Below are 20,701 nucleotides of genomic sequence, written 5' to 3'. Positions count from 1 at the left end.
CTGTTCCCCAAGGACGACTCAAGTATGCAAACTGACATCAAGCTTGTGGACTACCTGCGCAACCGCCACTCCACCCCGGTCGCGCAGATCGGCGAACCGGGTCCGTCCACCTCTGAACTGGAATCGATTCTCGCTTTCGCATCACGCGTCCCCGATCATGGAAAACTGGCGCCGTGGCGCTTCATCGTCTACCGCGGTGATGAGAGGGTTAGGCTTGGAGAAGTCTTCCTTTCCCTCCAGAAGCAGTCCGGTGAACTGGAGGAAGCGGCACGTGACGCCGAGCGATACCGGTTCCTGCGGGCTCCAGTCGTGGTCGGGGTCGTCAGCACAGCCGCACCCCATGCGAAAATCCCGGAATGGGAGCAGGTGCTGTCCGCCGGTGCCCTTTGCCTGAACATGCTAATGGCCGCCAATGCCCACGGATATGTAGCCAACTGGCGCACGGAGTGGATCGCCTATGACGATCATGCCCTTGCCGCGCTCGGGGTGAAGCAGGGAGAACGTGTTGCGGGCTTCATCCATATTGGTTCGAGTAATTTTCCTGTTCCGGACCGTCCACGGCCGGACCTCGATAGCATCGTCACATATGCGGGCGAAGGCGAATCCTGATGTTCTATGCGACCGACACCAACGCCCACGGCCTGCGGCATGACCCATTCAAGGCGATCGTCGCACCAAGGCCGATTGGTTGGATCGGTACGAAAGGGAGGGATGGTTCGCTCAACCTTTCGCCCTACTCCTTCTTCAACATCGTTTCCGACACGCCGAAGATCGTAATGTTCTCGTCGAGTGGGAGGAAGGACAGCCTTCGCAATGCCGAGGAGACAGGGGTGTTTACTGCAAGCCTTGCGAGCCGTCATCTCGCGGAGCAGGTGAATGCATCGTCGGTCTCCGTCCCTTACGGAAGGGACGAATTCGAGATCGCGGGGCTGTCGCCGAAAATGGGCTGCCTGATCGATGCTCCATACGTCGAGGAAGCCTACACGGCACTCGAGTGCAGGGTGACCGAGATCATCCAGCCTCGAACCATAGAGGGCGGTCATGCAGACGCTTACATGGTGTTCGGTCAGGTCGTTGGTATCCACATCCGTGAAGAGATCATCCGCGACGGTCGCATCGACATGAGCATCATGCGGCCGATCGCCCGAATGGGCTACCACGACTATTGCGACGGCGGCGCGGACGTATTCCAGATGACCCGCCCTAGTGCCTCCTAGGATCGTGCAGGCGTTAATCCGTATGGTGAACCAATCATAAATATTTACCGGCTACCGTTCGGTCATTCGGTGATGCGCGGCAGGCGCTTCCCGTCAGCCGGGGTTGGTAGTGATTATTCAGGCATTTCTTCGATGGCTCGAAACAGCGGCCGCGTGTGACAGGGCCAGGGCCGCCAATGCGTTGGCGCGAGCCTATTTAGCGTCGCGTCTTCAGTCGGATCAGCAGCATGCGGCGTTGCTTGCCATGTCTCATCTCCTCGATGATCCGGCGCCGCAGGTGCGCCTCGGTCTCGCCCGGGCGCTGGCCACAAATCCCGGCGCACCTCGGCCTATCATCCTTGCCCTTGCCGAGGACCAGCCAGAGATCGCTTGCACGGTGATCGCCCAGTCCCCCGTCTTCCAGGATGCCGATCTGGTTGATCTGGTGGGGCGGGGGGACGGCCTGACCCGGGGGCTCATTGCAACCCGGTCCGGCCTCTCCCGAGTTGTCTCGGCTGCCCTTGTGGAGGTCGGGGAGGTGGGCGAGATTGTCCTTCTCCTCGAGAATGCAGACGCTGCGCTGTCTCGCGGATGCCTGGCACGGATCGCGGATCGATTCGGTCACGACGGTGAGGTGAGAAAACTGTTGCTCGATCGCGCCGACCTCGCTCCCGAGGTTCGCCAACGGCTGGTGTCGAAAGTTGGCGAGGCACTTGCCGAGTCGAGCCTGGTCTCCAACCTGCTAACCGGTTCCCGACTGGAGCGCCTGACGCTGGAGGCAACCGAGACGGCGACATTGGCGATCGCCGGATCCGCCTCCCGATTCGAACTGCCGGCGCTGGTCGAGCACATGCGCTCATCGGGAGCGCTTACGCCTGCGCTTCTCATCAATGCGCTCTGCACCGGCAAGGCAGACTTCCTGTCGGAAGCCATGGCAGCGCTTTCGGGGCTGGACGAGCCGCGCGTGAGAGCTCTGCTGGCGAGCGGTCGGGCTCCGGCTGTCCGTGCCATGTTCCAGGCGGGGGGTCTTCACCGGGACGTGGCGGCTGTCTTCGTGGCCGGAACGCTCCTCTGGCGTCAGGCGGGCATCATGGAAACCGGCGCTGGCATATGCGGGGCACTGCTTTCGGAGTGCCGCCAACTGCGGGCAAGGTCGCCGGTGGTCGCTGACCTGCTGGACATCGTCGACAGGCTTCAGCGCTCAGAACTGCGTGCGGCGGCTCGTTCCTACGCGCAGGAGACCGCGCTAGCGGCCTGACGAGTTCAGTCCCGAAGCTTCTTTGCGACCCAGGAATAGCTTTCCTCGACGAGGCGGATGGGCTGCCGCATCAAGGTGCGCACGCCCTCCGTGGTTGGCAACACGGCACGTACGCGCTCGATAGCCCTCGATGCGAGGTCAGACTTGGCTTCCTGCGTCAGATCGGTTTCAGGATGTTGAGTATTGGACTTGTCTGGGGGCGTTGCCGCGACCTCGTTCTCACCCGGTCTCTGGCAAACCGCGATTACCATCGGATAGGCAACATTGGCGTGACTTGCCAGTTCCTCCTCCGAATCCGCGGTGCACAGCTCGATGGTCGGCCATCGTTTCTCCGAGGTGGAGACATAGTGGCACTCTGTCGCGCTGTCGTCACAGCCGAGGATGGTCAGCACGATGATGGCGGCGTTCATGTTGATTTCCTGTCAACGACGCTGTGGCGGCTCATGGTGACGAGACGGTCCGGATCGGAGCCACCTCCGGGTCGAAGGGAACGCTGCTATCAGTCACCAAGTCCTCGTCGCCTTCCGCGGGATCCACAAGCTTCACTTCGCGGATCCATTCCCGCCAGATCGATACGATCAGGGCCATGAGCACCGGTCCGATGAACAGCCCGAGGAAGCCCATCGTCTTCACGCCGCCGACGAGGCCAAAAAATGTCGGAAGAAAGGGAAGCTTGATCGGCCCCCCGACCAGCCGAGGACGGATCGTCTTGTCGACGATGAAGAGTTCAACCGAGCCCCAGACGAAGAGCCCGATCCCCGCGAAATACGAGCCGCTTGCTACGAGGTAGACGGAGACAAGCGTGAAGGACAGGGGCGCGCCGCCGGGGATGAGGGCCATGATCCCTGTTAGTACGCCGAGGGTGACCGGCGAGGGGACGCCAGCGATCCAGTAGGCAATGCCGAGGACGATGCCCTCGCCGATGGCGATGAGTGTCATGCCTGTCACGGTCGAGCTGATCGTTGCCGGCACGACACGAGAAATCCGCTCCCAGCGCGTCGGCAGGATGCGCTCCCCGAGAAGATCGATCTGCCTGCTGAAGGATGCGCCGTCACGGTAGACGAAGAAGAGAGCGATCAACATGAACAGCAGTGTCAGGAGCAGGTGGAAGGCACCGTCACCAGCCGCGATGACGGCCCGGTAGATGTTGCCGATATTTGCACCACTGACGATCTGGATCAGTTCTCCGATCGCTCCCGGCGAACCGACATGCCGGTCCCACTGCTGCGTCAGCCAGTCACCCACACCCGGAAGAGCCGCTATCCAGGCGGGCACCTCTGCGCCCTGATTGTTGACCTGGAGAACCCAGCCCACCCAGTCCCGCACTTCCCCGATCGTATAGGAGATCGCGATGCCGATCGGTACAACGAGGAAGGCAATGATGAAGATGATGGCGAGGGTGGCGCCGATGGTCGTGTTGCCGCCGATGTTCTGCAGCAACTTGCGGTAAAGCGGCCAGCTGGCAAAGCCGATGACCAGCGCCGCGAGGACCGGTACAAGAAAGCCGTGGAAGAAATAGATCCCCGCGATCACGATGAGGACCAGAAGCCAGCGAGCGGCCGAAATCGGCGGGATCAGGGCCGAGCGGCTGTGGGCCACCGGTCCCAGCCAACGAGGTCCATCCTGTAATTGTGGGGGTCTGCTCACCGGTGCTCCTAGTCCTGTCCGATCGCGCCATTGCGGTATCTGATAACTATTGCACAGGTTACACGCAGGACGATCACAAAATCACTAACTCGCACTTGTCGCAGATGAGGTAGGAGCTAAATATGACGGACATTCAACTCATAGAACTGTTCTGATGAATTTATCTTCACGTCGGTTCCTCGTCAGGGATCGCACTTCGCTGTCCCATGCACGGGTCGAAGCCATTGTCGGATCTTTCTCCACGATAGCAGACTATCATCGCTACCTGAGGGGGACCTACGCGTTTCGTTCCGCATACGAGGAGGCGATGGCAGGTTTTGACTGGCCAGCCGACCTTCCGCCGCTCGACCACGCTCCTCAGCTTTTGCCCCTTCTGCGCCAGGATCTTGGCGATCTGGGATTGCAGCCGCCTGCAATGCATGAATCATCGCTGCAGGTATCGGATCGGGAGACTCTTCTCGGAACTCTTTATGTCGCCGAGGGATCCTCGCTCGGCGCCCGTATTCTCTATCGGCGGGCGCAGGAATTGGGCTTGACCGGCGAGTTTGGAGCCCGCCACCTTTTCGCGCAGTCGGAAAGCCTCGCTCGCTGGCGGCAGCTCGTCAAACTGCTCGACGAAGCTCCGGAGCTCGACCTGGACAAGCTGGTGGCAGCGTCCGAAACAGTCTTTGCCGCCGTCGGTGGAGCCTTCGAAAGGCTGCAGGATGCGTGAGGCTCAAACCGTCGACCTCACGAATTGCGACCGTGAACCAATCCAGATTCCCGGTAGCATCCAGGCCCATGGCTGCCTGATCGCCTGCGACCACGCGGGTGCCGAGGTGAGGCGGTTTTCAGCCAATGCCGCCGAGATGCTAGCGATTCCTGGCCTCACTGCTGGAGCACGGCTGGAGGAAATATTCGGCCGTGAGCTTGCGCACACACTGCGAAACGCCATCGCGACTGCAGGCGACCCAGCGCGTCCGGCGCTTCGCCATGGGATGGAGCTGCCCGACGGCAACAGGTTTGATGTGGCGGTGCATGTCCACGATGCGGGCGCCATCATGGAGTTCGAGCCGGTCACTGCAACCAACGACCAGCCGCTCGAAGTCGCGCGAATGCTCATCAGCCGGATACGGAACATCAGAAATGTGGAGCAGTTGCTTGAGCGCTCAAGCCGCCTGATCCATGCCCTGCTGGGTTATGATCGGGTGATGATCTATCGCTTCGAGGAAGATGGCTCGGGCCAGGTCATCAGCGAGCACAAGCGGCGTGACCTCGAGAGTTTCAAGGGTCAGTATTTCCCGGCCAGCGACATCCCCAAGCAAGCGCGTGTCCTTTATCTGAAGAACACGATCCGCGTCATTTCCGACGCGAGAGACGTGAGGGTCGCGATCCTTCCCGAGCAGGAAGAAAGGGAGCATCCGCTCGACCTGTCCTTCGCCCATCTGCGAAGCGTGTCCTCCGTTCACTGCGAATATCTTCGCAACATGGGCGTGGCGGCATCGATGTCGATCTCGATCGTTGTTGACGGTGATCTGTGGGGACTGATCGCCTGCCACCACTATTCGCCGAAGACGCTTTCGATGCCTCAGCGTATCGCCGCAGAGACTTTCGGCGAGTTCTTTTCCCTTCACCTTGCCGCTTTGTTGCAGAAGCAGGTGGTCGAGAAGAACCGTGAGGTGAGGGTGGCTCTGGATCGTTTTCTGCAGGTCGCCTCTCACCACGCCGACATCCGAGACCTTCTCCGGACCTCGCTGGGCGAATTCGGCGAGATGCTTGCGTGCGACGGCATGGGCCTATGGCTGGGTGGCGTCTGGACAAGCACCGGGGCCGCGCCCTCGGCGGAACAAGCGGTGGAGCTTGTTGAACTTCGCGGCGAAGCCTCCGCCGGACGGACATGGTGGACCGATCAGATTTCTGCGGATCTGCCGGGATCGACCATCTCCCCCGCCGATATTTGCGGCGTCCTCGCCATCCCGCTTTCACAACGGTCCCGGGATTATCTCTATTTCTTCCGAAGGGAATTGGTTCAGACCCTGAACTGGGCAGGGAACCCGGAGAAATCCTACGAGAGCGGCCCGCTTGGTGACCGGCTGACGCCAAGGAAGAGCTTCGCGATTTGGAAAGAGGCAGTCCACAATCGGGCACAGCCCTGGTCGGAGGCGGATCGAGAGGTTGCAGAGGTCATCCGCGGCGTGCTGGTCGAGATCGTCCTTCACCATAACGAGCTCATGGCGGATGAGCGGGGCAAGGCGGACGTCCGGCAGAGGATGCTGAACGAAGAGCTCAACCATCGCGTCAAGAACATCCTGTCCGTAATCAAGTCCCTGATTGGCAGGCCCGTCGACACGCAGCAGGGGCTGGATACGTACATCGCCTCGTTGAAGGGCAGGGTGCAGGCGCTCTCTCTGGCCCATGACCAGATCGTCCGTAGCGGCGACGGAGGCTTTCTTCGCGACCTTTTGCAGGCGGAACTGCAGCCTTACCAGGCTGGCGACCGCCAGATCCTGCTGCAGGGACCGTCTGTCTGGCTCGATGCCCGGTCCTTCTCGGTTATGGCGCTGGTGCTTCACGAGATGGCAACGAACGCCGCAAAATATGGTGGTCTCTCCCTGTCTGGCGGCAATCTTTCTGTCCGCTGGCAGAAGGGCGAAGCGGGCGAGTGCGAGATCTGGTGGAGCGAGAACGGCGGACCCGCCGTGACGGCGCCCGTGCGGACTGGCTTCGGCAGCGTTTTGATCGGTCGCAGCATCTCCTACGAACTGGGTGGGCACAGCCGGATCGACTATGCGCCGACTGGGCTTCAGGGTTACTTCTGCATCCCGTCGAAACATGTGCAGGCCGAGAGCGAGAACGAGGAGGCGCAGTCGGTCGAGGCTGCCGCAGATGGCCACGAACAGGGACAGCCCGATCTTTCGGACGTCGAGTTGCTGCTGGTGGAGGACCAGATGCTGATCGCGGCGGATGTCGAGATGATTCTCGCAGAGCATGGTCTGCAGAAGGTGACGACGGCGCCGTCCGCGGCGGAAGCACTTCGGCGGCTCGAAAAGCTGACGCCGCACCTCGCGATCCTTGATGTCAACCTCGGCAGTGGCACGTCGTTACCGGTGGCGCAGGAACTGCTAAGTCGCAACATCCCGTTCATGTTTGCCACTGGCTACAGTGACCGCTCCACGATTCCCGAACATCTTGACGTTCCGGTCCTGCGCAAGCCGTATGAGAGTTCCGTCCTCATACGAGCGATCGGCCGCGTTCTAGCGGGCCGGCAGGGCAACGCCTAGGGTGCCGCACCGGCCCGCCGTCACGATTTTTCAGATATCCAGATTGTCGGCGAAAGCCGAGCGTTCCTGAATGAAGCGGAAGCGCGCCTCCGGCTTTGTCCCCATCAGGTTCTCCACCGCCTCACGGGTACCCTCGAAGTCCACCTCGTCGATCCCGACACGCAGGAGCGTGCGCTTGGCGGGGTCCATGGTTGTTTCCTTGAGCTGCGCCGGCATCATCTCCCCGAGGCCCTTGAACCGGCCGATCTCCACCTTCTTGCCCTTGAAGACAGTCTCCATCAGCTCGGCTCGGTGGGCGTCATCGCGCGCATAGACGGTCTTTGCACCCTGCCGCAGGACATAAAGGGGCGGGACAGCGAGATAGAGGTGATTCCCGCGAATGAGTTCCGGCATCTCCTGGTAGAAGAAAGTGATCAGCAGGGAAGCAATGTGCGCGCCATCGACATCGGCATCGGTCATGATGATGACGCGCTCGTAGCGAAGATCTTCCTCGCGGTATTTCGTACGCGTTCCGCAGCCGAGGGCCTGGATCAGATCGGCAATCTGCTGGTTGGCGGAGAGCTTGTCCCGGCTCGCGCTGCCGACGTTGAGAATCTTGCCGCGCAACGGCAGGATCGCCTGGTTTGACCGGTTTCTGCCCTGCTTCGCCGAGCCTCCCGCCGAGTCACCTTCGACGATGAACAATTCCGCGCCTTCGGCCGTGCTTTGCGAGCAGTCCGCGAGCTTGCCGGGCAGGCGCAACTTGCGCACCGCCGTCTTGCGGTTGACTTCCTTTTCCTTGCGCCGCCGAAGGCGTTCCTCGGCGCGTTCGATCACCCAGTCCAGCAGCTTTGCCGCCTCACCCGGATTGCCGGCGAGGTAGTGGTCGAACGGGTCGCGGAGTGCATTCTCGACGATACGCTGTGCTTCGACAGTCGCCAGCTTGTCCTTCGTCTGGCCGACGAATTCCGGCTCGCGGATGAAGACCGACAGCATGCCGACGGCAGAGATCATCACGTCGTCGGTCGTGATCTGCGCCGCGCGCTTGTTCTGCGTCAGGTCGGCGTAGTTTTTCAGCCCCTTGGTCAGGGCGATTCGCAAGCCTGCCTCGTGCGTTCCACCTTCAGGAGTTGGGATGGTGTTGCAGTAGGAGTGGACCTGCGGATCGCCGCCATACCACGTAATGGCCCATTCGAGGGCGCCGTGCCCCCCGGTCTTCTCGGTCCGTCCGGCGAAGATCTCGCGGGTAACGGTGAAATCCTTGCCGAGCGTGGCCGAGAGATAGTCCTTGAGGCCGCCGGGGAAATGGAAGACCGCCTTTTCGGGAATGTCACCGCCTGGCGGCACCATGCCGTCATCGCACGACCAGCGAATTTCTACGCCACCGAACAAATAGGCTTTCGAGCGCGCCATCCGGAAGATGCGGCCCGGATCGAACCTGGCATGCTCGCCGAAGATCTGCGGATCCGGATGAAAACGAACGCGCGTTCCGCGTCGGTTATGCACCGGACCGAGTTCCTCCAGCCCGCCCTGGGGCACGCCGCGTGAAAAACGTTGGCGATAGAGCTTGCGGTCCCGGGCGACCTCAACCTCGAGCAGATCCGAAAGCGCGTTGACCACCGAGACTCCGACGCCGTGCAAGCCGCCGGAGGTCTCGTATGCCTTGCCGTCGAACTTGCCGCCCGCATGGAGCTTGGTCATGATGACTTCGAGGGTGGACTTGCCCGGTACCTGCGGGTGGTTCTCGACAGGGATGCCGCGGCCGTTGTCCGTGACGGTCAGGAAGCCTTCGCGGTCCAGATGAACCTCGATGAAGTTGGCGTGGCCGGCCACGGCTTCGTCCATCGAATTGTCGATGACCTCGGCGAACAGGTGGTGGAGGGCCTTCTCGTCCGTACCGCCGATGTACATGCCCGGACGCATACGCACAGGCTCCAGTCCCTCCAGGACCCGGATCGAGGATGCGCCATAGTCATCTGTAGACGGTATCGACCGTTGTACTGGCACTGGTGCCGGCACTGCGTCCTTTGGCGCGTCCTGCTCTAGAGCCGCCGGTCTGGTGAGGGGCAGGTCGGCGAAAAGGTCGTTGTTGTCATCCATCGGGTCAGTCGGTACTACCTGTCGAGGGGCTGAAGGTGAGGCCATCGCCATCTCATGCTGTTTCGAATCACCGGCAATTCTGCCAGAAAGCTGGCTTTTTCGCGATGCGGCAGGGAAACGGTGCTCAGGCAGCAATGCGGCGCCCGCCCGCGAATGGCAAGGCGCCGAGGCGTGATCAGGCAGCCGGAGAGGTGCATGTCCACAGTTCATTTCGCATTAGCCACAGCTTTTGCCCTCGTCATGATCGCCTTCTCCGCAGCACCGGCCTTGCCACAGGAAGGATCGATCAAGCCGTACAAGGATGCCCTGTTCTCCCGCTTCCCCGTCTTGGAAACCGCCGACGGCGGTGCTTACGAAGTGATCGACTACCAGGAACTGCGCGACATCAACGAGCGCGACCAGGTGCCGGAACGACGTGTGAAGTCGAGTTACGTGTCGATGGGCGTCAAGCGTTACCAGGAAAACGAGACGCTACAGCTCGGCGGTCGTCTCATCGACGTCACCCGCGTCGGGAAGCAGAAATACGCCGCCTTTACGGTGATCTTCGTCCACGGCCGCGGCGGCGATAGGCGCCTTGGCGCAAACGACTACAGCTTCGGCGGCAACTTCAATCGCCTGAAGAACCTCGCCGTGATGAATGGCGGCACCTATTATGCCCCGAGCGTCACCTCCTTTGACGGGAGCGGTGCACAGGAGATCGCGCTCCTGATCCGTCACGCTTTCGAACAGTCACGCGGGCGGCCGGTGCTGCTTGCCTGTGCCTCCATGGGCGGGACTGTCTGCTCGCATATTGCCCGGGACCGGGAAGCTGTACATTACCTGAGCGGGCTTGCGGTTCTGGGCGGTCCGCCCGACCCGGGCTACGCCACCACGCCTGCGGCGAAGCGTCGGCTGCCGCTCTACCTGTCCCACGGGAGTTCCGACAGCGTCTACTCCCTGGAGGGGCAGGCGGCCGTGTATCGCAAGCTGCAACAGTCCGGCTACCCGGTGCGACTTACGGTTTTCAACACCGGTGGACACGGGACGCCGATCCGCATGACGGACTGGCGCAAGCTCCTCACTTTCCTGTTGAACGGGAACTGATCGAACATCCCATTTTTCGTGGATTTTCCCGTCTGAGGAACTAAAACGCTTTGGGGAAACAGCGGGCTGCGGCCCGCGGGCAAGGAGCAGATAGATGACGCCTGACGTACGGCCGCTGGTGGCGGGAAACTGGAAGATGAACGGGACCCGGGGTTCTCTGGACCAGATCAAGGCGATCAGCGAAGGCGTGAGGGGAGGGCTGTCCAGCAAGGTCGATGCGCTGATCTGCCCGCCCGCGACGCTGCTCTACGTGGCCACGGCCCTCTGCACCGACAGCCCATTGTCGATCGGTGCCCAGGACTGCCATCAGAATGCAAGCGGCGCCCATACCGGTGACATCTCGGCGGAGATGATCGCCGACTGTTTCGGAACCTACGTCATCGTCGGGCACTCCGAGCGCCGCACCGACCACGACGAGGAAGACGCGCTGGTTCGCGCCAAGGCCGAGGCCGCCCATGCGGCCGATCTGACCGCCATCATCTGCATTGGCGAGACCGAGGAGCAGCGCAGGAAGGGCGAGACGCTCGACGTGCTGAAGCGCCAGCTCGCCGGCTCGATCCCCGATGGAGCCAACGCGGCGCGTACCGTCATCGCCTATGAACCGGTCTGGGCCATCGGCACCGGCCTGACCCCCACCGTTGCCGACGTGGAGGAGGCGCACGCCTTCATGCGCAGGGAACTGTCGGAGCGGTTCGGGGAGCAAGGAAGCACCATGCGCATCCTTTATGGGGGGTCGGTGAAGCCATCGAATGCGAAAGAGCTGATGGCCGTCCCGAACGTCGATGGTGCACTCATCGGCGGCGCCAGCTTGAAAGCGGAGGATTTCCTCGCCATCTACCGGGTCTATGAAGAACTGATGGCGTAAACCTGCCCGCAAGGGCTTGGAATGCGCAACAGCCTCATGTAAAGAGCCGCCAACCTTATGTTATTGCCCTTGCGAAGGGCAGGGATTTTGCCATGCAAACCGTTCTGATCGTCATCCACCTCATGATCGTGCTCGCGCTCGTCGGCGTCGTGCTGATTCAGCGTTCGGAAGGCGGCGGACTGGGCGTTGGCGGCGGCTCCGGCTTCATGTCGGCCCGCGGAACGGCCAATGCGCTGACCCGCACCACGGCCATTCTCGCAACGCTTTTCTTCGTGACGTCCATGACCCTCGGCATCCTGGCGCGCTACGAGTCGCGGCCCACCGACATCCTCGATCGGATTCCGGCAACGCAGGGTACCGGTAGCGGCATTCTCGACGCACTCGGTCCGGCACCGACGTCCGAAGCCCCGGCTGATGCTCCCGCACAGGATGGCGTCCCGACCGGTGGTGAGGCACCTGCACAGGGTGGGGCTGCAGCGCCGTCTGCAGGCCAGGCCCCGGCGCCGGCTGCTCCCGCCAATTCGACGGGCGTGCCGACGGGCCAATAAACGCCCTCGCTGCAACAATCTCCGGCAGGCCAAAAGCCTGCCGGTTTTCTTTTGTCCAGATTCCGTGGACCAGCGTCACCAAGGTGAATTATAGGGCTGGCGGAATCGCTCATGAACAGGTATCCGGTGACTCCCATGGCGCGATATGTATTCATCACAGGCGGCGTGGTTTCTTCCCTCGGAAAAGGAATTGCTGCCGCGGCACTCGGAGCGTTGTTGCAGGCCCGTGGTTATCGGGTACGCCTTCGCAAGCTTGATCCCTATCTGAACGTCGATCCGGGCACCATGAGCCCGACGCAGCACGGTGAGGTCTTCGTCACCGACGACGGCGCGGAAACCGACCTTGATCTCGGACACTACGAACGTTTCACCGGGCGCTCTGCCACCAAGACCGACAACATAACCACCGGCCGGATCTACAAGAACATCATCGACAAGGAGCGACGTGGCGACTACCTCGGCGCCACCGTCCAGGTGATCCCGCACGTCACCAACGAGATCAAGGACTTCGTGGTCGAGGGAAATGACGACTACGACTTCGTCATCTGCGAGATCGGCGGTACGGTCGGCGATATCGAAGCCATGCCTTTCGTCGAGGCGATCCGCCAGCTTGGCAACGAATTGCCGCGCGGCTCGGCCGTCTACCTTCACCTGACCCTGATGCCCTACATCCCGGCTGCCGGCGAATTGAAGACCAAGCCGACGCAGCATTCGGTCAAGGAACTGCAGGCGCTCGGCATCGCGCCGGACATCCTGCTGGTCCGGGCAGACCGCGAGATCCCGGAGGCGGAGCGTCGCAAGCTGTCGCTGTTCTGCAATGTGCGCCCGTCCGCGGTTATCCAGGCGCTGGATGTCGCGAATATCTACGACGTTCCCATGGCCTATCACAAGGAAGGCCTGGATTCTGAAGTGCTCGCCGCATTCGGCATAGAGCCGGCTCCGAAGCCGCGGCTTCAGGCCTGGGAAGAGGTTTGCAACCGTATCCATACGCCGGAAGGCGAGGTCACAATCGCCATTGTCGGTAAGTACACGGGCCTCAAGGATGCCTACAAGTCGCTGATCGAGGCCCTCCATCACGGCGGAATTGCCAACCACGTCAAGGTCAAGCTGGAATGGATCGAGTCGGAGGTCTTCGAGAAGGAGGATCCGGCGCCCTATTTGGAAAAGGTGCACGGTATCCTCGTGCCTGGCGGCTTCGGCGAGCGCGGTGCGCAGGGCAAGATCAATGCAGCCCGCTTCGCCCGCGAGCGAAAGGTCCCGTACTTCGGGATCTGCTTCGGCATGCAGATGGCGGTTCTGGAAGCAGCGCGCAATCTCGCCGGTATCGAGGATGCCTCCTCGACCGAGTTCGGTCCGGCCAAAGAGCCGGTCGTCGGCCTCATGACGGAATGGGTCAAGGGCAACGCGCTGGAAAAGCGCGCCGCGTCCGGCGATCTCGGCGGCACCATGCGCCTTGGCGCCTATGATGCTTCGCTGAAGAAGGAAACGAAGATCGCCGAGATCTATGGCTCGACCGCAATCTCGGAACGGCACCGCCATCGCTATGAGGTGAACGTCGAGTACAAGGACAAGCTGGAAAGCTGCGGGCTTGTCTTCTCCGGCATGTCCCCCGACGGACTGCTGCCGGAGACGATCGAGTATCCGGATCATCCGTGGTTCATCGGGGTGCAGTATCATCCCGAGCTGAAGAGCCGCCCCCTCGACCCGCATCCGCTGTTTGCGAGCTTCATTGAAGCTGCGCTGGAGCAGAGCCGCCTGGTCTGATGGTGATGCCGGCAGGTGAAACCGCCGTCTATCCTTTCCACTATCTCGTCGCTTTGTAGGCGGCGAGGGCGCGTGCGCGGGCACTCCCGTGATCAACGATGGGACGCGGATAGCTCTCCCCGAGCCTGATGCCGGCCTTCTGCAGGATGTGATCCGGCGCCTCGAAGGGTCGGTGGATGTATTTCTTGTTTAGGTGACTCAGTTCCGGCACGTAGCGCCGGACATAGTCCCCGTCCGGGTCGAACTTCTCGCCCTGTAGCGTCGGATTGAAGATACGAAAGAAGGGAGAGGCATCGGCCCCGGAGCCGGCGACCCATTGCCAGCCTGCGGCGTTGTTGGCCGGATCGGCGTCGAGCAGCGTCTCACGGAACCATTCCTCGCCCTTCCGCCAATCGATCATCAGGTCCTTGATCAGGAAGGACGCGGTGATCATCCGCACGCGGTTGTGCATGTAGCCCTCCCGCCAGAGCTGGCGCATGCCGGCATCGACGATCGGATAGCCGGTGAGGCCCTTACTCCAGGCACGGTAGAGCGCACCGTCGAATGACCAGGCAAAGCCATTGAAATCGGCGTTCCAGTTGTCGGTGGCGAGGCGGGGAAATTCGATCAGAAGCGAATAGTTGAAATCCCGCCAGGCGAGCTCCCGGCGAAAATGCGTGATCTGGCCCGGATCACCGTTATCGAACCCGCTTGCCGCATGCCATGCCTGGGCCGGAGTGACCTCCCCATGGGCGAGGTGCGGGGAAAGGCGCGAGGTGATATCGCGAGCGGGTAAATCACGCCCTGACTTGTACTCGCTCAGGCCGTTTTCGACGAAATCCTCCAGGCGGACCCGGGCCCCGGCTTCGCCCGGAGTCCAGATGTCACCGAATCCAGCGGCCCAGTCAGGCTTGGTCGGAAGCAGTCCCCATTCTTCCAGTTGTTCCGATGGCGGCGTGGACGAGACTCCTCTAATCGCATCGGGTGCGGCGAGCGGTTCGCGCGGTTCTCCCAGTGCCTGTAGTGCCTTCCAGAACGGCGTGAAGACCCGGAAGGGTTTTCCGGCTCCGGTACGGACATGTGAGGGATCGTGAAGAAGCTGGCCATGGAAGGCATGCACCGCAATGCCCGCGGACTTCAATCGGCGGGCAAGTTCCCGATCCTGATCATCGCGCTCATAGCTGCGGTTGAGATAGATCTGACTGGCGCCTGTCTGCTGGACAACCTGGATTAAGACCGTCGCTGCCTCCCCGGTGAAAAAGAGCAGATCACCGCCACGATCATGCAGCGCCTGTCGCAGAGCCAAGAGCGAATGATGCAGCCACCATGCCTGGGCTGGTCCGAATGGCATACCCCCGCCGGCACTGCCTTCGCGGATGAACAGGGCGATAACCGGCGCGCCAGTCTCGACGGCGGCTGACAGTGCGGCGTTGTCTGCAAGGCGCAAGTCCCGGCGGAACCAGACGATGACAGGCGGGATCTCGGCAGGCAAGGCGAACTCCGGAGATTGATCTACAGTGCTCTACGCTTGATCAGCGGGCCCGGATCATGGTCTCAGGAGGAGGATGGGGCAGGGGGTGCCGACAGTCAGTGCAGGTGCGTGCGGGGGCCGGACGATCAGCGCATCTGAATGGGCGAGGATCTTCATCATCGACGAATCCTGCTTTTCGAAGGCGTCGGCGACCAGATTTCCTTCGCTATCCCTGCTCAGTCGTGATCGCAGGTAGTCCTGCCGACGGTCGTTGCCGGCAAGATCACGCGCCACGACGGCATGCCCCTCCCGGTTCCTCTCGGGGAGGCGGCCGAGCTCTCTGAGCAAAGGTTCAAGGAACAGCAGGCCGCAGACCAGGCTGGCGACGGGGTTCCCCGGCAGGCCCAAGACCTGCATGTCCCCAAGCGATCCAACCATCAGCGGCTTGCCCGGCCGCATGGCGATGCGCCAGAAATCCAGCTCCATCCCGGCCGCTTTCAGCGTGGATTGTACGAGGTCATGGTCCCCCACCGAGGCGCCGCCCGAAGTGACCAGCACATCCACGCCCGCAGCCTTTGCCGCGTCCACTGCACTCCTTATCGCGTCTTGGTTGTCGGGCACGATCCCCAGATCGACGACTTCGCCGCCATTGTCTTCGATGAGCGCCGAAATCCCGAACATGTTGGACGCGATGATCTGGCCGGCTTGAGGTGTCTGCCCCGGCGGCAGGAGTTCATCACCCGTGGCCAGGAGGGCGACCCGCGGACGGCGATAGACCTCCACCGTGGGGTGGTTCATGGCCGCAGCGACGGTCAGGCGTGAATAGTCGAGGAGCGTGTCCTTCGGCAGCACCGCTTCGCCTTCGACGAAATCCTGGCCGCGCGGGCGGATGTGTCGCCCCGGGAGAACCTCGAACGTCGTGCGAACCTGGTCGCCCCCAAGCAGTTCGGCGTCTTCCTGGAGGAGGACAGTATCTGCTCCAGGGGGTACGGGGGCGCCGGTGAAGATGCGCACCGCCTCGCCCTTGGCAACCGCACCCTCGAACGGATGACCGGCGGCCGCCATGCCTGTGACCACAAGCGTTGCGCCGACGGTCGGTGCATCTTCGGCGCGGAGCGCATAGCCGTCCATGGCAGACGCATCGAAGGGCGGTTGGGTTAGTCGCGCGGTCAGCGGCTTGGCAAGAACCCGCCCATTGGCCTTGGCGAGCGGAACCGTCTCGGTCCTCTCGATCGGGCGCGCCCGCGAAAGCAGCCTCGTCTTTGCCTCGGGCACTGGCAGAAGACTCATGCTCAGCCTCCGCTTCGCCGATAGGCGCCCGACTTGCCACCCGTCTTCTCGATGAGGCGGATGCCACCAATCTCCATGCCCTTGTCGGCGGCCTTGGCCATATCATAGATCGTGAGACAGGCGACGGAAACCGCGGTCAACGCCTCCATCTCGACGCCGGTCTTGCCAGTAAGCTTAGCGGTTGCGGCGACACGAAGTCCCGGCAGTGATGCGTCCTCGGTGATATCAACCGCGACCTTGGTGAGCATCAGCGGGTGGCAGAGCGGAATGAGGTCCGCCGTCTTTTTCGCGGCCATGATCCCTGCGAGTCGCGCCGTTCCGATCACGTCACCCTTCTTCGCATTGCCTTCGCGGATCAGCGCCAGCGTTTCCGGCAACATGCGTACAAAGCCCTCCGCCGTGGCGGATCGCTCGGTATCGGCCTTGTCGCCGACATCCACCATTTTGGCTTCACCGGATGCGCCGATGTGGGTGAGGGAGCCGCCGCCCGACATCATTCAGCCGCCGCTGTCGACGCGCTGTCGCCACTGAGCAGCGCTTGCGTCGCCTTCGCGACGTCATCCTGGCGCATCAGGCTTTCTCCGACCAGAAATGTGGTGATCCCCGACTTCTCCAAACGCAGGCAGTCCCCGCGACTGAAGATGCCGCTCTCCCCAACCAGCAGCAGGTTCTCCGGGACCAACGGAGCAAGGCGCTCAGAGGTCTCCAGACTCACCTCGAAAGTACGCAGGCTCCGGTTGTTGATCCCGATAAGGTGAGAGGAGAGTTTCAGTGCGCGCTCAGTCTCCTCGGCATCGTGGACCTCGACCAGAACGTCCATGCCGAGCGCCATCGCTTCGTCCTCGAGGCGACGCGCCTCATCGTCCGTCAGCGAAGCCATGATCAGGAGGATGCAGTCAGCGCCCCAGGCGCGGGCCTCGTGTACCTGATAGGTGTCGAACATGAAGTCCTTGCGGAGTGCAGGCAAGGAACAGGCGTTACGCGCGGCGACGAGATACTCCGGGGCGCCCTGGAAGCTGGGCGTATCCGTCAAGATCGAGAGGCAGGTGGCGCCGCCCTCCTCGTAGGCCTTCGCCAGTGCAGGGGGATCGAAGTCGGGACGAATGAGCCCCTTTGACGGGCTTGCCTTCTTGATCTCGGCGATCAGGCCGAATGCCCTATTCTCCTGCCTTGCCTTCAGTGCGCGGTAGAAACCCCGCGGGGCCTCCTGTTCCGCGGCCTGGGCCTTCAGCTCCGCCAGAGGCGTGCGGGTCTTGGCGGCTTCGATCTCCTGGCGCTTATAGGCCTCGATCTTCCTCAGGATATCGGTCATCGGCTAGGTCTCAATCTTCATCATTTGACACGGCCACGAGCCGGTCGAGCGCGGCAGCGGCTTCTCCGCTGTCCAGGGCGCGGGTAGCCAGTTGCATGCCTTCTGGGATGTCTGCGGCCTTGCCTGCAACGACAAGCGCGGCGGCTGCATTGCAGAGCGAAATGTCGCGATAGGCGTTCTTCGTTCCGCCAAGCACGGCGCGAAGTGCAGCCGCGTTGGCGTGGCCATCGCCGCCCTTCAACTCATCGAGGCTGGTGCGCCGGACACCGAAATCCTCCGGCGTCAGATCGAACGTTCGGATCTCTCCGGCCTCCAGGGCAACGACATTGGTGGTTCCGGTGGTCGTGATCTCGTCCATGCCATCGCCATAGACGACCCAGACGCGCTCGGAACCCAGATCGCGCAGAACCTCGGCAATGGGCATCAGCCAGCGGGGAGAGAAGACGCCGAGCAACTGCCGACGGGCTCCGGCCGGGTTCGACAAGGGCCCGAGGATGTTGAAGATCGTCCGGGTGCCGAGCTCGACCCGGCTTGGACCAACATGGCGCATGGCCGAGTGATGCATGGAGGCGAACATGAAGCCGATGCCCGCTTCCGCAATGCACCTGCCGATCCGGTCCGGCCCGATCTCGAGGTTGACGCCAAGCGCGGACAGGGCGTCGGCTGCTCCCGATTTCGAGCTCAAGGCGCGGTTGCCATGCTTGGCCACCGGCACGTCGCAGCCGGCGACGATGAGCGAAGCAAGCGTAGAGATGTTGTAGGTGCCTGTACCGTCACCACCGGTCCCGACGATATCCACCGCGTCGGCCGGCGCAGTGACGGGTAGCATCTTTGAGCGCATCGTTGCCACGGCGCCCGCGATCTCGTCGACGGTCTCACCACGGACCCGCAATGCCATGAGGAAGCCACCGATCTGGGAAGGCGTGGCTTCGCCGGACATGAGGACCTCGAAAGCCTCGCGGGCTTCCGCCCGGGTCAAGCTTTCGCCATTAGCGACCTTCGCCAGCAGGGGCTTCAGTTCAGGCATATGTTACCCCCTCCGTCAGCGGATCATGCCGGTTACCTGATCGGCAACAGCCTGATTGATCGAGACGCCGTATTCATTCTGCAGGCGGTTGACCATCTGGTCCAGCATGTCGTCACCGGCAGCGTCGGCGATCTGTCGAAGCGGCTCATCCTGCGCAAGGGCATCCGCCGGAACCTGATCCGTCGAGGTGACCCGGATCAGAAGGCGGCTTTCTCCGTCTGCAGCCGTTGCCGTTGTCACCAGATCGACTGGGCCGGCGAAGACGGCGCTGGTCGCTTCAGGCCCGAAGATCGCATCGTCGCCATTCCGGCGCAGGCCCTGCTTGGTCTCCACGGCGACCCCAAGGTCCTCGGCGATCGCAGCAAGGGTCTCGTCGTTCTCGATCCGCTCCTTCAGTTCGGTCGCGCGAGCGCCGAGAGCTTCCCGCTGCTGTTCGGCGGTCCAATCCGCGACAACCTTCTCACGTACCTCGTCTAGCGTACGATCCCGTTCGGGCAGAACTTCCTCGACCTCGAACCAGACATAGCCGTCATTGCCCAGCGACACCGGGAGAGGCTGGCTACCCGGCTCGGTCCGGAAGACGTGGGCCAGAAGCGTTTCGGCTGCCGGCAGGGTGGCGATCTTCTCGTCCTCCTGGTTGTTGCCGGACGCGTCGGCGGTCACGGTTACGGCCTCGAGCTTCAGCTCCTTCGCCGCTTCAGGCAGGGTCGCGCCCGACGCCCGGACATCCTCAAAACGATCGTGGGTGTTGAGGATTTCCTGAGAGGCGGCGGAAAGCGCCAGCTGTTCCCGGACCTCTTCCTTCACCTCGTCGAACGACTTCGTCGCTTCCGGCGTGATGTCGGTCACGCGGAGGATCACCGGTCCGAAGGCGCCTTCGACAACGGGCGTGGTGCCGCCTTCCTGGGACACGGCAAAGGCGGCGTCCGCGAGCCTCTGGTCGGGCATGGTCTCGCGGCTGAACTGCCCGAGCAGCACGTCCGACGCCGTCTTGCCTTGATCAGCCACGAGTTGGTCGAAGGTGGCGCTTCCATCAGCGAGCTGTGCCGCGGCCGCATCCGCCATTTCCTTGTCCGCATAGGTCAGCTGTTCGATGGTGCGGGTGCCGCGGGTGGTGAAGCTTTCCTTCTTCCGCTCGTACTCGGCGCGAGCCTCCTCGTCGGTAACGGATGCGGGATCGGCGATGTCTTCCGGCCGAAGCGTCACATAGGTAAAGCGGCGGTATTCGGGAGCCCGATAACGAGCCTTTACTCCTTGGAACCACGCAGCGAGAACATCATCCGCCGGCGCCTTGATGGGGTCAATATTCGCGTTCGACAGGAGCAGGTAGTCCACAGTCCGCACCTCGTCGCGATACTGCCGCAGCGCATCCAGCATGACCTGAGGAGGCGTGAAGCCGTCGGAGACCGCCTCGACGATCTGGCTGCGGACCGCCACCTTGCTGCGCTCCGTAATGTAGTCGTCCTCGCGAAGACCTGCATTACGCAGCCGCGAGGTGAACAGATTGCGGTCGAACTGGCCGTTCGCTCCCTGAAAGGCAGGGTCCTCGGCAATCAACATCGCCAGCCGGTCCTGCGACAGGCCAAGGTTCATGTCGTCCGCGAGCTGGTCCAGGGCTGCGCCTGCCGCCAGTTGCGAATAGACCTGCTGGTCGATGCCGAAGGCGCGCGCCTGATCTGCCGTCAACTGCATGCCGAACTGACGCCCGAGTGCGGATACCTGTCGCTGGTAGGCGAGAGCGAATTCCTGCGTCGACACTTCCTGTTCGCCCACGGTGAGCACTGTGTTTGCGTCCGTGGTGACGAGTGACGTTGAAACGCCCCAGACAGCGAAGGATGCGACCAGTAGCAGGAGGAGCGCCTTGGCAACCCAGGATCGGGACGCGTTTCTGAGGGAATTGAGCATTGCCTACGGTACCTTGC

Annotated in this window: 18 protein-coding genes; 9 read left to right on the top strand and 9 right to left on the bottom strand. The window is 62.4% G+C overall.

The genetic code is table 11. The annotated features are described in order from the left end of the window. The first annotated feature begins 24 nt into the window (after positions 1 to 24). The 3 genes from ACEPP2_RS19510 (at position 25) to ACEPP2_RS19500 (ending at position 2,454) form a co-directional block, all read left to right on the top strand. The gene (locus tag ACEPP2_RS19510) at positions 25 to 609 is read left to right on the top strand and encodes a nitroreductase family protein (RefSeq protein ID WP_395517654.1); all 585 of its coding nucleotides are present in this window, start codon (positions 25 to 27) and stop codon (positions 607 to 609) included. After that, positions 609 to 1,217: a flavin reductase family protein gene (locus ACEPP2_RS19505; RefSeq protein WP_395517653.1), complete on the top strand. Its 609-nt coding sequence runs from the start codon at positions 609 to 611 to the stop codon at positions 1,215 to 1,217. Before ACEPP2_RS19510 ends, ACEPP2_RS19505 begins: the two co-directional genes overlap by 1 nt. A 109-nt stretch (positions 1,218 to 1,326) precedes the next feature. Further along, positions 1,327 to 2,454: a DUF2336 domain-containing protein gene (locus tag ACEPP2_RS19500; RefSeq protein ID WP_395517652.1), complete on the top strand. Its 1,128-nt coding sequence runs from the start codon at positions 1,327 to 1,329 to the stop codon at positions 2,452 to 2,454. Positions 2,455 to 2,459: 5 nt separating this feature from the next. Here the strand turns inward: ACEPP2_RS19500 and ACEPP2_RS19495 are convergent, their stop codons facing one another. After that, positions 2,460 to 2,864 carry a hypothetical protein gene (locus tag ACEPP2_RS19495; RefSeq protein WP_395517651.1) on the bottom strand — a complete coding sequence of 135 codons (405 nt, stop codon included), beginning with the start codon at positions 2,862 to 2,864 and terminating at the stop codon, positions 2,460 to 2,462. A 31-nt stretch (positions 2,865 to 2,895) separates the two neighbouring features. Then, a complete protein-coding gene (locus ACEPP2_RS19490) occupies positions 2,896 to 4,101 on the bottom strand; it encodes an AI-2E family transporter (RefSeq protein ID WP_395517650.1) in 1,206 nt (401 codons plus the stop codon). A 154-nt stretch (positions 4,102 to 4,255) separates the two neighbouring features. On the opposite strand from ACEPP2_RS19490, the gene ACEPP2_RS19485 reads away from it, so the two are divergent. Then, positions 4,256 to 4,813 (top strand): biliverdin-producing heme oxygenase, encoded by a 558-nt coding sequence (locus tag ACEPP2_RS19485; protein ID WP_395517649.1) that lies wholly within the window; start codon positions 4,256 to 4,258, stop codon positions 4,811 to 4,813. Then, positions 4,806 to 7,361: an HWE histidine kinase domain-containing protein gene (locus ACEPP2_RS19480; protein ID WP_395517648.1), complete on the top strand. Its 2,556-nt coding sequence runs from the start codon at positions 4,806 to 4,808 to the stop codon at positions 7,359 to 7,361. The genes ACEPP2_RS19485 and ACEPP2_RS19480 overlap by 8 nt, the downstream gene beginning before the upstream one ends. A gap of 30 nt (positions 7,362 to 7,391) precedes the next feature. Here ACEPP2_RS19480 and parE read toward each other — a convergent pair whose 3' ends face one another. Further along, positions 7,392 to 9,440, bottom strand: a complete 2,049-nt coding sequence (parE, locus tag ACEPP2_RS19475) for a DNA topoisomerase IV subunit B (RefSeq protein ID WP_395517647.1) — start codon at positions 9,438 to 9,440, stop codon at positions 7,392 to 7,394. Between the two features lie 195 nt (positions 9,441 to 9,635). Between parE and ACEPP2_RS19470 the strand changes: the two genes are divergently transcribed. The 4 genes from ACEPP2_RS19470 to ACEPP2_RS19455 all read left to right on the top strand — a co-directional run bounded on the left by ACEPP2_RS19470 (position 9,636) and on the right by ACEPP2_RS19455 (position 13,700). Then, a complete protein-coding gene (locus ACEPP2_RS19470) occupies positions 9,636 to 10,523 on the top strand; it encodes an alpha/beta hydrolase (RefSeq protein ID WP_395517646.1) in 888 nt (295 codons plus the stop codon). Between the two features lie 94 nt (positions 10,524 to 10,617). Next, positions 10,618 to 11,388, top strand: a complete 771-nt coding sequence (gene tpiA, locus ACEPP2_RS19465; RefSeq protein WP_395517645.1) for a triose-phosphate isomerase — start codon at positions 10,618 to 10,620, stop codon at positions 11,386 to 11,388. Between the two features lie 92 nt (positions 11,389 to 11,480). Continuing rightward, positions 11,481 to 11,936, top strand: coding sequence for a preprotein translocase subunit SecG (gene secG / locus ACEPP2_RS19460; protein ID WP_395517644.1), 456 nt, complete (start codon positions 11,481 to 11,483; stop codon positions 11,934 to 11,936). A gap of 126 nt (positions 11,937 to 12,062) precedes the next feature. Continuing rightward, positions 12,063 to 13,700 carry a CTP synthase gene (locus tag ACEPP2_RS19455; RefSeq protein WP_280514326.1) on the top strand — a complete coding sequence of 546 codons (1,638 nt, stop codon included), beginning with the start codon at positions 12,063 to 12,065 and terminating at the stop codon, positions 13,698 to 13,700. A 40-nt stretch (positions 13,701 to 13,740) separates the two neighbouring features. Here the strand turns inward: ACEPP2_RS19455 and ACEPP2_RS19450 are convergent, their stop codons facing one another. The 6 genes from ACEPP2_RS19450 to ACEPP2_RS19425 are packed head-to-tail and all read right to left on the bottom strand — an operon-like array spanning position 13,741 to position 20,684. Then, positions 13,741 to 15,171 carry a cryptochrome/photolyase family protein gene (locus ACEPP2_RS19450; RefSeq protein ID WP_395517643.1) on the bottom strand — a complete coding sequence of 477 codons (1,431 nt, stop codon included), beginning with the start codon at positions 15,169 to 15,171 and terminating at the stop codon, positions 13,741 to 13,743. A gap of 54 nt (positions 15,172 to 15,225) precedes the next feature. Continuing rightward, positions 15,226 to 16,440: a molybdopterin molybdotransferase MoeA gene (locus ACEPP2_RS19445; RefSeq protein WP_395517642.1), complete on the bottom strand. Its 1,215-nt coding sequence runs from the start codon at positions 16,438 to 16,440 to the stop codon at positions 15,226 to 15,228. A 2-nt stretch (positions 16,441 to 16,442) separates the two neighbouring features. Beyond that, positions 16,443 to 16,934: a cyclic pyranopterin monophosphate synthase MoaC gene (gene moaC, locus ACEPP2_RS19440; protein ID WP_395517672.1), complete on the bottom strand. Its 492-nt coding sequence runs from the start codon at positions 16,932 to 16,934 to the stop codon at positions 16,443 to 16,445. Then, on the bottom strand, positions 16,934 to 17,752 hold the full coding sequence (trpC, locus tag ACEPP2_RS19435; protein ID WP_395517641.1) for an indole-3-glycerol phosphate synthase TrpC: 819 nt from the start codon (positions 17,750 to 17,752) through the stop codon (positions 16,934 to 16,936). The genes moaC and trpC overlap by 1 nt, the downstream gene beginning before the upstream one ends. Before the next feature lie 10 nt (positions 17,753 to 17,762). After that, a complete protein-coding gene (gene trpD, locus ACEPP2_RS19430; RefSeq protein ID WP_142587593.1) occupies positions 17,763 to 18,779 on the bottom strand; it encodes an anthranilate phosphoribosyltransferase in 1,017 nt (338 codons plus the stop codon). 15 nt (positions 18,780 to 18,794) lie between these two features. After that, entirely contained in the window at positions 18,795 to 20,684 is a 1,890-nt protein-coding gene (locus ACEPP2_RS19425; protein ID WP_395517640.1) for a peptidylprolyl isomerase, read from the bottom strand. Between the last annotated feature and the right edge of the window lie 17 nt (positions 20,685 to 20,701).

The organism is Pseudorhizobium flavum, assembly GCF_044142885.1.
Lineage (GTDB): Bacteria > Pseudomonadota > Alphaproteobacteria > Rhizobiales > Rhizobiaceae > Neorhizobium > Neorhizobium flavum.
The sequence above is the reverse complement of the archived record's forward strand: the minus strand, read 5'-3'. Positions and strand labels throughout refer to the sequence as shown.